The organism is Kitasatospora sp. NPDC059827, from assembly GCF_042731675.1.
GTDB lineage: Bacteria > Actinomycetota > Actinomycetes > Streptomycetales > Streptomycetaceae > Kitasatospora.
In genome coordinates this window covers 1-13,171 of sequence record NZ_JBHWIV010000066.1, presented here as the reverse complement: position 1 = coordinate 13,171, position 13,171 = coordinate 1, and the positions used below count along the sequence as shown (strand labels likewise).

The following is a 13,171-nucleotide window of genomic DNA, read 5'->3' as shown; positions in this document are numbered from 1 at the left end:
CATCGCCCGCCGCGGCCGGGACTACTCGTTCAGGCCCCCTGGCCCTCGCGGTTGAAGCGCAGCTTCCAGGGCGCGAGCGCGGACTCCACCTGCACCCCGATGCTCATCTTGGAGGCACCCTCGATCCGCTCCTCGAAGCGGATCGGCACCTCGCGGATGGCCAGCCCGTGCTGGACCGCCCGGTAGTTCATCTCGACCTGGAACGAGTACCCGTTGCTCTGCACGGTCGGCAGGTCGATGGCCCGCAGGGCGCTCGCCCGCCAGGCCTTGAAGCCCGCGGTGGCGTCCCGGACGCCCAGGCCGAGGATCGCGTTGACGTAGAAGTTGGCCCAGGCGGAGAGCGCCTTGCGGTGCCAGGGCCACTCCGCGGCGGTCGAACCGCCGGGTACGTAGCGGGAGCCGAGCACCACGGCGGTGCCCTCGTCGGCGAGCAGGGTGCTCACCATCGCGGGTATCGCGGAGGCCGGGTGCGAGAGGTCGGCGTCCATCTGGACCACGACGTCGGCGCCCTCGTCCAGCGCCCGGGCCATCCCGGCCAGGTAGGCGCGGCCGAGGCCGTCCTTCTCGGTGCGGTGCAGCACGCCGACGGTGCCCGCGGAGTCGGCGGCGAGCTTGTCGGCGATCTCGCCGGTGCCGTCGGGGGAGTTGTCGTCGACCACCAGCAGGTGCAGGTTCGGCACCGCGAGGTCCGTGAGGAGCCCGGCGAGGACCGGAAGGTTCTCCCGCTCGTTGTACGTGGGGACGACGACAACGACCTTCGGGGAGGCCTCGACCATGTTCTGTTTCCCTCGTGCCCTCGCCGGCCGGCACCCCGTGCCGCACCGGTCGGTTGTCCTGGACGACCTTCGCTGCTGTCAGATCGTGCGAGTGTAGCCGGGGCGACGGCCCCTTCCCGCCCGGGGGCGGCAGGGCGGAGCCTGCGGGCCGGGGTCGTGGGCCGGTTCGATCACGATGGACCGCGGGGCACGTCCTACGCCGTGCCGTAGACGGTGGCGAGGTTGTCGCGGGCGGGGTGGGTGCGGCCCGCCGGGCCGGCGGCGAAGAGGCGCAGGACGTTCTCGGTGACCTTGCGGACCACGTCCCCGGCGTGGGCGTCGATGCCGTGCACGCCGCTGCCGTGGGCGTCCAGGGCCTCCACCCAGCGCATCGTGCCGGTGGCGAAGACGCCCGCGCCGCCGGGCACGGTGTAGTAGGCGGTGTCGGAGTGGGAGCGCCGGCCCTCGCAGACCACGGGGGAGTGGGCGATCACCTCGATCGGGCGCGGGGTGGGGAAGGCGGTGTCGACCCGGTCGTACTCGACGCCGACCAGGTGCGGGAAGGACGACCCGGCCGTCACGCCCGTCCCCTCGAAGGCCCAGTGCTCCGGCGAGGTGACCACGTACGGGGCGTCCACCGGGTAGCCGTCGTAGATCACGCCGAGCAGGGAGCTCTCCGGGTCGGCGCCCGGGCCGGTGCGGAAGTCGGTGGTCGCCGGGGCGCCCGCCTGGTGGCCCGGGTCCTGCGCCCAGGCGTCCTTGTAGCAGACCACGGTGCGGTCCGGCCCGAGCTCGCCGGGCTCGAAGCGGACCCGGCGGAAGCAGCAGTTCGCGCCCAGGATCACCAGGTTCGTCCCGGCGTCGCGGGCCGCCGTCACGTGGGCGCGCTGCTCGGGGGACCAGTACTCGTCGTGGCCCAGCGAGAGCAGGGCGCTCGCACCGTGCAGCAGGCCCGGCTCGCGGGCCACGTCGATCCCGGTGGTGTACGCCAGCGGCAGCCCGAGCCGCTCGGCCAGGGCGATCAGCGGCGCCTCGTAGACCAGGAAGCGCCCGGCGCCGTGGTCGTAGTCGTGCGGCCGGTCGAGGACGACCCGCAGCGAGCGGGTGGCCAGGGTGCCGGTCGGGCCGTTGTAGAGGCTGTAGCCGCCCCACTCGTTGTAGGCCTGCCAGGTGGCCGGGGCGCCCATCACCACGGTTCTTCCGGCGGTGCTCGCGGAGCGGACGGTGAGCGGGACGTAGCTGCGGCCGGAGCCGTCCTCGGCGTCCAGCCGCAGCAGGTAGGCGCCCTCGGGCCAGCCGGCGGTGTCCACGGCGAGGGTGCGCTGCCAGCCGGTCAGCACGGTGCGGGTGGCCGGGTCGACGTGCGGGGCGGCCTGCTTGCCGCCGGGGACGTGCGCGCGGCGCCAGACCAGCCGGCCCCGGGCACCGCCGTACCAGCCCATCCGGTACGCGGAGACGGTGAAGGCGGCGGCCGCGGTGGAGACGTGCAGGCCGAAGCTCTCGCCGGGCAGCACGCTGACCCGGTCGGCGAAGCCCTCGACGGCGCCGGGCGCGCCGGGGTCGGTGATCTGCCAGTCGGCGTCGCCGGGCAGCGACTGCTCGTCCGGGGCGGCGTCCGCGGGCCCGGCGTGCCGGGCGCCGGAGGGGTCCGCCGGGCCGGGGGTGCCCGGGGCGTCGGGTGTGGGGTGGGCGGCGGCGTCGGAGCGCTGGGCGCCGCAGGAGGTGACGGCGGCCGCCATCAGGCCCAGGCCGAGGATCCTCCGCCGAGTCGGTTCCGTCACCGCTGTCTCCCTGCCGTCCGTCGCCGTACCCCTGGGCGCGTCAACTCCGTGGGTCGATCCGGTGGGTCAACCCGATGGGTCAATCCACTGAGTCAACGCGCGCGGACATGTCTACCCCGTTCGAGGAGACACCGGGCACCGCCGCGCCGCTGGCGCCGGGCACGGCCGGGGGCCGGCCGTAGGCCGGCAGGGCCGTCCGGGCGCACCCCGGCGTGTTGGGCCGCGAGGCTGCCCGGCCGCTCCGGCCCGGTCCCCTAGCCTGGCCCGGGCCCGCCGTCCGGCGGCCTTTGGGGGTCCGGAACCGTGCGGCGGCCGGCCGAAGTCGTGGACAGGGGTGTACGTGGTCTCCTCGGGTTCGGCCGAACCGGGAACGGCGCCTTCGACGCCGGGCACGAGGTTCCGGGCGTGGATGCTCGAAGGCCTCTCGGACATGGCCAAGCAGCACCCCGGCCCGCACGTGGAGGCGCCCGCCGAGAAGGGCACGCGCTGGTGGCGGGTGATGTGCCTGACCGGCCTGGACTACTTCTCCACCCTCGGCTACCAACCCGGCATCGCCGCCCTCGCGGCCGGCCTGCTGTCACCGATCGCCACCGTCGTCCTGGTGCTGGTCACCCTGTTCGGCGCCCTGCCGGTCTACCGGCGGGTCGCCCAGGAGAGCCCGCACGGCCAGGGCTCGATCGCGATGCTGGAACGGCTGCTGTCGTTCTGGCAGGGCAAGCTCTTCGTGCTCACCCTGCTCGGCTTCGCCGCCACCGACTTCATGATCACCATCACCCTGTCGGCCGCCGACGCGACCGCCCACCTGATCGAGAACCCGCACCTGCACAGCGCCCTGTCCGGCAAGCAGGTGATGCTCACCCTGATCCTGGTGGCCCTGCTCGGCGCGGTCTTCCTCAAGGGGTTCAGCGAGGCCATCGGCCTGGCCGTCGTCCTGGTCGTCGTCTACCTCGCGCTCAACGTCGTCGTGGTGGCCAACGGCCTCTGGCACGTGTTCAAGGAACCGCACCTGTTCGGCGACTGGACCGACGCCCTCACCGCCGAGCACGGCAACGCCTTCGCGATGATCGGCGTCGCCCTCATCGTCTTCCCCAAACTGGCCCTCGGCCTGTCCGGCTTCGAGACCGGCGTCGCCGTGATGCCGCTCATCGAGGGCGACCCGGACGACACCGAGGAGAAGCCCACCGGCCGCATCCGCGGCGCCCGGCACCTGCTCACCACCGCCGCCGTGATCATGAGCGCCTTCCTGATCTCCACCAGCATCATCACCACGCTGCTCATCCCCAAGGACGCCTTCAAGACCGGCGGCCCGGCCAACGGCCGGGCCCTCGCCTACCTCGCCCACGAGAACCTGGGCAGCACCTTCGGCAGCGTCTACGACCTGTCCACCATCGCCATCCTCTGGTTCGCCGGCGCCTCCGCCATGGCCGGACTGCTCAACCTGATGCCCCGCTACCTGCCCCGCTACGGCATGGCCCCGCACTGGGCCCGGGCGGTGCGGCCGACGGTCATCGTGCTGACCCTGATCGCCTTCCTGGTCACCTGGATCTTCGACGCCAACGTCGACTCCCAGGGCGGCGCCTACGCGACCGGCGTCCTGGTGCTGATCAGCTCCGCCGCAGTCGCCGTCACCATCGCCGCCCGCAAGGCCGGGGAGCGGCACTGGACCGTCACCTTCGCGGTGATCGCCGCCGTGTTCCTCTACACCACGGCCGTGAACATCGCCGAGCGCCCGGACGGCGTCAAGATCGGCGCCTGCTTCATCGCCGGCATCATGCTGGTGTCCTTCCTCTCCCGGCTCAAGCGCGCCTTCGAACTGCGCGTCACCGACGTGGTCCTGGACGACGTCGCCGAGCGGTTCGTCCGGGACTACACGTACCGCCCGCTGCGCCTGATCGCCAACGAGCCGAACAGCCGGGACCTCGCCGAGTACCGCGACAAGGTCCACCAGATCCGCCGGGACAACGACATCCCGCCGGAGGACGACCTGGTCTTCGTCGAGGTCACCGTGCTCGACCCGTCCGACTTCGAGGCCGAACTGACCGTCCGCGGCGAAGTGCTGCACGACCGCTACCGGGTGCTCTCGCTGCAGAGCTCCAGCGTCCCCAACGCGCTGGCCGCCCTGCTGCTCCAGGTGCGCGACCTGACCGGGCAGCAGCCGCACATCTACTTCGAGTGGACCGAGGGCAACCCCTTCGCCCAGTTCCTGAGGTTCTTCCTGTTCGGCCAGGGCGAGATCGCCCCGGTCACCCGCGAAGTCCTCCGCGAGGCCGAACCCGACCGCACCCGCCGCCCCGCCGTGCACGTGGGCTGAGCGGGCGGGCGCGTGCCGGGCGCGGCGGGTGGTCAGCGGGAGGTGCGGTTCTTGGACCAGGCCGGGGCGACGATGGCCACCAGGGCCACGGCGAAGCCGAGTTGGAGGATGTGACGGATCCAGTCGATGCCGGAGGTGTGGCGCACGCCGATCCAGCCGGAGACGGCGTTGCCGAGCCAGGCCCCGGCGGCGCCGAGGAGCATGGTCAGCCACCAGGGGATCGACTGCGGCCCGCGCAGGATCAGCTTGGCGAGTACACCGAGCACGAAGCCGATGAGCAGAATCCACAGGAGCTGGAACATCGCGGTCCACCTTCCGGGCGCCGCCGGAGTGGACCGGCGCGCCGTGTCGTCGAAGACGCGGTTCGTCCCATGATCACCCGGTTCCGCCGAACGGGCACGTCGGCGGGGAACCTCGCAGCTCCTGGCGCGGACCGACCCGGACTCACGGGCGGGTGCCCCGGGCCGACAGGTAGGCGGCCAGGGGCCTCAGGGCTCCCGGACGTCCGCGACGGCCTCGCGGACGTCCGGGTGCGGGTCCTCGGCGAGGAGGTCCAGCAGTTCGGCGACGCCGGGCGTCGACCAGCCCTGGACCGCCCAGACCAGGTCGCGGCGGACGGTCGGGTCGGGGTGGGCGGCCAGCCGGGTGAGGTGGTCCACCGGGCCGCGGCGGCGCAGGCCGAACCAGTGCAGGGCGTCCCGCAGGGCGGCCGGATCGCCGGGGTCGCCCGCGGCCTCGATCCGGGCGAGCAGGACGGGGACGGGCGGTGGCGGCCCGTCCAGCGGGTGCGGGTGGCGTTCGCGCAGACGTCGGCCGCCGTACTCGCCGCGGATCCGGCAGCCGAAGCAGGTGCAGGGGCGGGTGCCGTGGGCGTCGGGGACGTAGCGCCAGCCGGCCACCTGCGGCACGGCGCGGATCCGGTGCACCTCGCGCGTGCTGATCGCCCGCGGCACCACCACCTCCCAGCCGCGCGGGTCGGGCTGGGCGGCGACCCGGGCGACCGCCTCGGCGGCGGTCAGCCACTGCTGGGCGCCCTTGGCGCGGTCGCGGTAGTGCCCGACCAGCACCTCCTGCGCGTCGTCCAGCCGGACGTGCACCGCGGACAGCGCACCCTTCGGCCCGAACCGGGCGAGTTCGCGCAGCCACTGGTGGGTCAGGGTGTAGGAGGGCAGCACGGGGAAGCAGTACACCCCGCGCACCCCGCCCTGGCCCCGGCTGTCGGCCCGGATCCCGGCGCGGCGGATGCGCGGCGTGTTCGCCGCGGCCGTCAGGTGCACGAACATCGCCATGGGAGCGGATGCTAGCCGCCTGCGCGGCCCGGGTTCGACGGGTTTTCGGCCGACGTGGTGGGTTACGGGCCGGTGCGCCGGTCGATCAGGGCGGCCAGACCGTCCAGGATGCGGGCCAGGCCGAAGTCCAGGGCCTGGTCGCGGCCGTCCGGGTCGGCCATCGCGGCGGCCACGGCGGGGTAGCGGTCGGCGTGCCGGTGGACCACCGTGCCGAGGGCGGCGAGGAGTTCGGCCTCGGGGGAGCCGTCCGGTCCCACCGCGCGGGCCTGTTCGGCGATGGTGCGCACGTGTCCGGCGAGCAGGACGGCGGCGTCCATCCGCTCGGCGCCGGTCAGCCCGTGGCCGTCGAGGGCGGCCACCACCCTTTCCAGCCAGGCGAGTTCCCGCGGGCCGGGGACGCGGGGGCCGAGGGTGGCGTCCAACAGCCACGGGTGCCGGGCGATGGCCTCGGACAAGTGGCGTGCCCAGGCGGTGAGTTGCTCGCGCCAGTCCGGTGCGCCGACGACCCCGGGCGGCTCGCCGAAGGCCGACTCGACCATCAGCGCGACGAGTTCGGCCTTGCCGGGGACGTACCGGTAGAGCGACATCTTGGTGAAGTCCAACAGTCCGGCCACCTTCTGCATGGAGACGGCGCCCAGTCCTTCGGCGTCCGCGACCTCGACGCCCGCGGTGGCGATCCGCTCCAGGCTGAGGGCCGGCTTCGGCCCGCGGGTCGGCCGTGCGGGCTGTTCCCAGAGCAGCCGCACCGTGTCGTTCGCCGCCTCGCCCATCGCCTGCTCCCGTCCCGGGGGTTGCCCGTCCGCGCCAACTGTGTCTACCGTACACAGCAATGAACTGTGTCCCAAGGACACAGTTGTCGGATCCTCGAACGGAGTGGTTCCCGTGAGTGCTTCCGCGCGCACCAGCGTGCTGATCTCGGGCGCGAGCATCGCCGGCCCCGCCCTGGCCCACTGGTTGGGCCGGTACGGTTTCGACGTCACCGTGGTCGAACTCGCCCCGGCGCTGCGCGGCGGCGGGCAGAATGTCGACTTCCGCGGGCACACCCACCTCGGCGTGCTGGAGCGCATGGGCGTGCTGGAGGAACTGCGCGCCCTGGACACCGGCGGCAGCCCGATCACCTTCGTCGACCAGGACGGGCGCCGACTGCTGCACCTGCCCGCCGACTTCGCGGGCGGCGAGCTGGAGATACCGCGCGGAGAACTGGCCCAGGTGCTGCACCGGCACAGCGGAGCCCGCGCCGAGTACGTCTTCGGCGACTCCGTCGAGGCCCTGGAGCAGACGGCGGCCGGGGTGCGGGTCGCCTTCCGGCGGGCCGCGCCGCGCGAGTTCGACCTGGTGATCGGTGCCGACGGGCTGCACTCCACCGTCCGGCGGCTCGCCTTCGGGCCCGAGCAGCGGTTCGTCCGTCACCTCGGTTACTACGCGGCGACCTGGCAGCTGCCCGCCGGTGGCGCGCTGCCGGCGGGCGGGACGGCCCTGAACGTCCCCGGCCGGCTGATGTCCGTCGGCGCCGACCCGCGCGACCCGGACCGGGCGGGCGCCTTCTGCCTGTTCGCCTCGCCCGAACTGCGCTACGACCGCCACGACACCCGACAGCAAAAGGAACTGGTCCGCACCGCCTTCGCCGGCCTCGGCTGGAAGGTTCCGGAACTGCTGCGGAGCCTGGACGAGGCGCCCGAGCCGTACTTCGACTCGATCAGCCGCGCCGACGTCCCCGCCTGGTCCACCGGCCGGATCGCTCTGCTCGGCGACGCCGCCTGCGGGGCCACCATCGGCGGGATGGGCACCGGCACGGCGGTGGTGGCCGCGTACGTCCTGGCGGGCGAGCTGGCGCTGGCCCGCGGCGACCACCGGGCCGCCTTCGCCCGGTACGAGGGGCTGCTGCGCGACTACGCCCGGGGCTGCCAGAAGGGTGGGGACCGGACCGGCCCGTTCCTGGCGCCGCGCACCGCGGCCGGGCTGCGGCTGCGCAACGGGCTGCTCAACCGGCGGTGGGTGCTGAACCGGATGCTGGAGTTGGGCAAGCAGGTGTCGAGCGTCGAACTGCCGGACTACGGGGCGCTGTTGGCGGGGCGGTTCAGTGCGGCGGGGTGATCCGGTTGCCGTTGTCGAGCAGTGCCTCGACCTGGACGGTGCCCCGGGCGGGCCGTTCGACGGCGAGGGTGTGGTCCGGGGTCGGCCGGTCGGCCGACCAGTCCGGGCCCTTGACGGTCAGCCGGGTGACCCGCCGGCTGCCCGCCGCGAGCAGGTAGTCCGCGCCCTGCGGGGAGTGCCACCAGGCCCAGGCGACGGTGTCCTGCTCGAACCGGCTGCACCCGCGGCCCGGCCCGCCGCCGGTGCGCTGCGGGCCCCGGGCGGCCGGCAGCAGCACGGCGGTGGCGGCGCTGCCCTCGCCCGTCCAGCGGTCGGCGCGCAGGCAGTACCAGGCGGCCGCGCCGGCGTTCTGCGGCAGCGGCTGCACCGCGAAGGCCCACAGGTTGAGCTGCTTGACGCCCGGTGTGCCGTCCGGCACGGCGCACCCGGCCCGCGCCCAGGCCACCAGGGCGTCCTGGCCGGTGGACTCGCGCGGCGAGCGGGCGGGCTGGGTGCGGTCCGGCGGCGGGGTGTAGGTGAGGTGGGCCGGGACGAGGCCGCCGAGGTCGGCCAGCAGGAAGGCGTGCTTCTCGGCGATCACCGAGGAGGAGCGCAGCTGGAGCACGGTGGCGCCCCGGCAGTCCGCGAGCCCGCCGCCCGGCGCGGCCGGGGTGACCCCGTCGGGGTGGTCCAGCGGGCGGGCGGCGCTGTCGGGCTGGTCGATCCGGCGGGTCTCGGCGGTGTCCACCCAGGGCGCCAGCAGGTAGCGCAGGGCGGTGCCCCGGCGGCTCAGCACCACCGCGCCCGCCGTGGTCACGTCGGAGTCGTCGGCCCGTGCCAGGTCGAGCCCGCCGTCGTGCCCGTCGGTCCAGCGGGCGATCCGGCGGCCGTCGTACAGCACGGCCACGCCGGTGCCGTCGACCGTCCCGGCGTACAGCAGCTGCGGCGGAGTGTCGGGCGGGGCGGTGTCCGTACCCGGCTCGGCCCGGGTCTGCGGGCCCGGCTGGGCCCAGGCGGCCAGGGCCCGGCCGAGCAGGGCCGCGTCCGCGCGCCGGTCGCCGCGGGCGGGCCAGGCGGTGAAGTCGATCCGCGCGGTGTGCTGCCAGGCGTCCGGCGCGACCCGGACCAGCCGGGCCGGGTCGGTGACGGCGCCCGGGGGCCGCTGGGCCGACCGCGGGGCGCTGCTCGCCGGGGCGGAGCCGCCGCCCAGCACCGCGGCCGTCGTGGTCAGCCCGAGCACCCCGACCGCCAGCGCGGCGGTGAGCGTACGGCGGCGGCGCAGCAGGTCGGTGGGCTGGACCCGGACGGCGCACGGGTCGAAGGCGAGCGGCTCGTCCTCGGGCCCGGCTGGGACTTCGGCGGCCGCCGCGAGCGCCTCGGTGGGCCGCTCCACCCCGGCGGAGCGCAGCACCTCCAGCGCCTCCGGGCCGTCCAGCCCCTCGACCGCGTGCAGGGCGAAGGCGGCCCGGGCCGGGGCGTCCAGGGCGGCGAGCGCGTGGTCCAGTGCCGCGTCCCGCTCGCCGCCGTGCGGGGTGAACAGCCGCAGGCCCCAGACCCGGGGCGCCAGCAGCCGCGCGGCCGGGCGCGGGCGCAGGGCGGTGCGCAGCACCCGTAGGCGCAGCGCTGCGTACACCGGGTCGGGGTCGGTGCCGGCGGTCGTCGGCGCGCTGCCGGCCGGCTCGGCGGAGGCGGGAATCGGGGGAGGGGGAGGTGTGGAGGCAGGGGCAGGGGCGGTGCGGCGGGTCCAGCGGAACGGCAGGGCGCGCTGGACGGCCGCGTGCGCGGCGAGCACCCGGCTGTGCCGGTCCCGGTCGGCGGGCAGGGCCAGGTAGGCGAGCCGGACCAGCCTGCGGTAGTGGTGCACCAGCGCGGCCTCGGCCTCCGCCACCGGGCGCGCCGGGACGCCCCGGGGTGCCGGTTCCGCGCCCACCGTCCGTGCTGCCAACGGGCCCTCCCGGTGCCGATCGCTGTCGTGGTGGACGGTCCAACGAGTCGATCATGTGATGGTTGCGCCGTTCGGGGTGTGCGGCGGGCCGCCGCGCGCCGTCCGAGGCGTCCGACCCGTCGGATCCTCGGACCGGGCCCGTCGGCGGGCTCCGGTGCCCCGCGGCAGCCCGGCAGTGTCCCGTGTCGGAGGTGTGTTCGCAGGTCAGGGCCCTTGGTCCCACCCGTTCGGCCCCTTGGCCCCTGGCGCTCCGCCCGGCCGGGGGCCATGCTGCCGGTACCGGCCGGGACGATCCGTGCCCGATCGGACCAGCATCGTTGGACGAGGTGAACCGGCGTGCGGCATGCCACCGTCGAATCTGTGATGACCAGCCCCGTGGTCCGGATCGCGCCCGAGACCGGCTTCCGGGAGATCGTCGCGCTGCTGACCGAGTACGACATCACCGGGGTGCCGGTGGTGGACCCGGACGGGCGGCCGCTGGGCGTGGTGTCGGAGGCGGATCTGCTGCGCACGCTGGCGGCGCAGGAGGACCCGGGCAGCCTGCTCCCCGCGCCCGAGTCGGCGAAGGCCGGGCCGGGCGGCGAGGTCACGGCGGCGGAGCTGATGACGGCGCAGCCCGTCTGCACCACGCCCGGCACCAGCGTGGTCGCGGCGGCCCGGCAGATGAGCCGGCACGGGCTCAAGCGGCTGCCGGTGCTGGACGAGGAGGGGCGGGTCATCGGCATGGTGAGCCGCGGCGACCTGCTGCGGGTGTTCCTGCGCGAGGACCGGGTGATCCGGCGGGAGATCGTCGAGGAGGTGCTCGGGCGGATCGACGGGGTGAGCCCGGCGGAGATCGGGGTGGAGGTCGACCAGGGGCGGGTGGTGCTCAGCGGCAGCGTGCCCGAGGCGCACCTGGTGCCGATCGTGCTGAACCTCTGCCGCTCGGTGGACGGGGTGGTCTCGGTGACCGACCGGCTCCGGGCCGGGGGTGCCACCGCGTCGGTCGGCTGATCGGCGGGGCACCCGCCCCGGGGTGGTGCCCCGGTCGGACTCCCGGCGATTTGCTTCGCATACTGCGGAGCGTATCGGGTAACTCACTCTGTGTGCCCGGCGGTTCGGACTGCCGGGGCGACGGAGTACTGGGGAGGCGGCCGTGGCGGTCGTGTTCGACGCGGACTTCACTTCGACCGGGCAGTGGGTCGCCGGGCGCAGCAGCGCATACCCCCGGATGGGGCCGACCAACCGGAGCGACCACAAGCTCGACTACCTGAGTCACGACTACTGCCCCGGTGGGGAGTTCACCGCCGTGCGGCGGCGCACCGGCGGGCTGTGGACGTGCAACCTGCTGACCACCGAGGGCAGTCCGGAGGGCTTCCAGGTCCGCACCGGGGACGTCCTGTCGGCGCAGGTGACGCTGCCCGTCCAGCTGGGCGCCTGGCCGGCGATCTGGACCTGGCGGGACGGCGGCAACGAGGTCGACCTCTTCGAGTACCACCCGGACAACCCGGACCTGCTGGAGATCTCCAACCACGTGCGGGGCGGCTTCCGTTACTGGCACGGCGGCGGCGTCGGGGTCGGCCCGGGGGCGAGCATCGGCCTGCGGGTGGTGCTCGGCGCACACTCGGTGGACTGGTACGTCGAGGACGAACTGGTCTACGCGGACCTGCACGGGGTCGGGTCCGGCTGGCACGCCTACCTGATCGTCAACATGTCGGTGGCGGACGGGACGTACCACGCCCGGCCCCCGTTCGACGGGCCGGACCGGCTGAGCTGGGCCTGCGAGAGCCTGACGGTGGAACGCTGAGCGGCCCGGCGGGCCCGGGCCGTCGCCGTCGGGAGTGCTCGAACTGTCGGGGGCGCTCGCGCTGTCCGGTGCGCCGGTGCCGTCCGCCGCACCGCCGCACCGCCGCTACGGTGCGAAGGTGGCGGTGATCGGGCCGCCCGGTCCGAAGCGGTGGAACCAGACTGCGCGGCGGTGGGTGCCGATGTGCGCCGGGTCGGTGACGTAGAGGTCGTCACGCGGGGCGCGTTCGTTGCCGGGGGCCAGGGCGGCGTCCACGGCTCGGTCGGCGAGCGCGCGGAGCAGGGCGGCGGCGGTGGCCTCGGCCGCGGTGGGGGCGATCGCCAGGGCGGCGAGCTCGGTCCAGAGCGCGGTGGCGACGTAGGAGATCGGCGAGTGGTTGAGCGCCGGGTGGGGATGCCCGTCGGTGGTGCGGCGGAGCTCCCCGGCCGCGACCAGTTGCTCGGGGGAGCGGCGGTCGTCGGGCGGATGGTGGTTCATGGACGGAAACGCTACCCCGGTGCGCGGGGCCGGTTCCGCAGGAACGTTTTCTCAGGCTTTCTTCACGACGCTTTGACCCGTCGCGGGCGCACGATGGTGGTAAGGCGCTGGTCATCCCGGGCAGCGCGGCAGCTCAGGCCGTACGACGCCCCGGTGGTCACGGCGTCGATCACCTCGGCGGGCCCGCAGGGTCGGAGGAGGAGGACCTGATGAGGCACTGGCATTGGCACGGCTACGGGCCCGGCCACGGTCCGGGCGGTTGGGGCATCGCCTTGATGGCGATCGTCTCGCTGCTCGTCCTGGCGGTGCTGGTGCTCCTGGCCGTCGCCCTGTTCCGCTACGTCTCGCGCTCGCGGCAGCCGGTCCCGCACGGACCGGGCGGCACGGGGGTCACGGGTGCCGGTCCCGGTGGACCGCATGGCTGGGGGCACGGCCCGACCCCGGAGCAGGTGCTCGCGGACCGGTTCGCGCGGGGCGAGATCGACGCGGAGGAGTACCGGCACCGATTGGAGACGCTGCGTTCGCCGGGCGGCCCCGGTGGGCCGGGCGGCACGAACGGCCCGGTCGGGCCTCCCAGCAGCTGACCGGGTGCGAGATCGGGGCACTGGACCGGGGGTTTCCGGGGGCAGGGGGCGGGGGGAGCGGCTGGGGCCCGCCGCACGTGAGGTGCGGCGGGCCTCGTCGCCGAGCGGGGGTGGGCAGGCGCCCGGCGGGTAGGTTGGCCCCCCCCCGGGCCAGCCCCGTTGCAGTTCCG

The 13,171-nt window shown here is 74.8% G+C and carries 12 protein-coding genes; 5 read left to right on the top strand and 7 right to left on the bottom strand.

Annotation, left to right across the window (positions count from 1 at the left end; translation table 11 throughout):
* Positions 1-29: 29 nt before the first annotated feature.
* Positions 30-776: a polyprenol monophosphomannose synthase gene (locus ACFV8H_RS30815; RefSeq protein ID WP_380406583.1), complete on the bottom strand. Its 747-nt coding sequence runs from the start codon at positions 774-776 to the stop codon at positions 30-32.
* Between the two features lie 194 nt (positions 777-970).
* Positions 971-2,536: a N,N-dimethylformamidase beta subunit family domain-containing protein gene (locus ACFV8H_RS30810; RefSeq protein WP_380406581.1), complete on the bottom strand. Its 1,566-nt coding sequence runs from the start codon at positions 2,534-2,536 to the stop codon at positions 971-973.
* A gap of 409 nt (positions 2,537-2,945) precedes the next feature.
* On the opposite strand from ACFV8H_RS30810, the gene ACFV8H_RS30805 reads away from it, so the two are divergent.
* Positions 2,946-4,847, top strand: coding sequence for an amino acid transporter (locus tag ACFV8H_RS30805; protein WP_380406579.1), 1,902 nt, complete (start codon positions 2,946-2,948; stop codon positions 4,845-4,847).
* A gap of 32 nt (positions 4,848-4,879) precedes the next feature.
* Here the strand turns inward: ACFV8H_RS30805 and ACFV8H_RS30800 are convergent, their stop codons facing one another.
* The 3 genes from ACFV8H_RS30800 to ACFV8H_RS30790 form a co-directional block, all read right to left on the bottom strand.
* Entirely contained in the window at positions 4,880-5,149 is a 270-nt protein-coding gene (locus tag ACFV8H_RS30800) for a GlsB/YeaQ/YmgE family stress response membrane protein (protein ID WP_380406577.1), read from the bottom strand.
* Positions 5,150-5,335: 186 nt separating this feature from the next.
* On the bottom strand, positions 5,336-6,136 hold the full coding sequence (locus ACFV8H_RS30795; RefSeq protein ID WP_380406575.1) for a HEAT repeat domain-containing protein: 801 nt from the start codon (positions 6,134-6,136) through the stop codon (positions 5,336-5,338).
* A gap of 62 nt (positions 6,137-6,198) precedes the next feature.
* Positions 6,199-6,906 (bottom strand): TetR/AcrR family transcriptional regulator, encoded by a 708-nt coding sequence (locus tag ACFV8H_RS30790; protein ID WP_380406573.1) that lies wholly within the window; start codon positions 6,904-6,906, stop codon positions 6,199-6,201.
* 112 nt (positions 6,907-7,018) lie between these two features.
* Between ACFV8H_RS30790 and ACFV8H_RS30785 the strand changes: the two genes are divergently transcribed.
* Positions 7,019-8,230 carry an FAD-dependent monooxygenase gene (locus tag ACFV8H_RS30785; RefSeq protein WP_380406571.1) on the top strand — a complete coding sequence of 404 codons (1,212 nt, stop codon included), beginning with the start codon at positions 7,019-7,021 and terminating at the stop codon, positions 8,228-8,230.
* On the opposite strand, the gene ACFV8H_RS30780 is transcribed toward ACFV8H_RS30785, so the two are convergent.
* Entirely contained in the window at positions 8,214-10,154 is a 1,941-nt protein-coding gene (locus tag ACFV8H_RS30780) for a hypothetical protein (protein ID WP_380406569.1), read from the bottom strand. The two genes, ACFV8H_RS30785 and ACFV8H_RS30780, sit on opposite strands and share 17 nt — an antisense overlap.
* Before the next feature lie 363 nt (positions 10,155-10,517).
* Here ACFV8H_RS30780 and ACFV8H_RS30775 point away from each other — a divergent pair, with 363 nt between their 5' ends.
* Positions 10,518-11,147 carry a CBS domain-containing protein gene (locus tag ACFV8H_RS30775; RefSeq protein ID WP_380406567.1) on the top strand — a complete coding sequence of 210 codons (630 nt, stop codon included), beginning with the start codon at positions 10,518-10,520 and terminating at the stop codon, positions 11,145-11,147.
* A 142-nt stretch (positions 11,148-11,289) separates the two neighbouring features.
* Positions 11,290-11,940: a beta-glucanase gene (locus tag ACFV8H_RS30770; protein ID WP_380406565.1), complete on the top strand. Its 651-nt coding sequence runs from the start codon at positions 11,290-11,292 to the stop codon at positions 11,938-11,940.
* 105 nt (positions 11,941-12,045) lie between these two features.
* Here the strand turns inward: ACFV8H_RS30770 and ACFV8H_RS30765 are convergent, their stop codons facing one another.
* Positions 12,046-12,417, bottom strand: a complete 372-nt coding sequence (locus ACFV8H_RS30765; RefSeq protein WP_380406563.1) for a hypothetical protein — start codon at positions 12,415-12,417, stop codon at positions 12,046-12,048.
* Between the two features lie 209 nt (positions 12,418-12,626).
* Here ACFV8H_RS30765 and ACFV8H_RS30760 point away from each other — a divergent pair, with 209 nt between their 5' ends.
* Positions 12,627-13,001 (top strand): SHOCT domain-containing protein, encoded by a 375-nt coding sequence (locus tag ACFV8H_RS30760; protein WP_380406561.1) that lies wholly within the window; start codon positions 12,627-12,629, stop codon positions 12,999-13,001.
* Positions 13,002-13,171 lie beyond the last annotated feature (170 nt).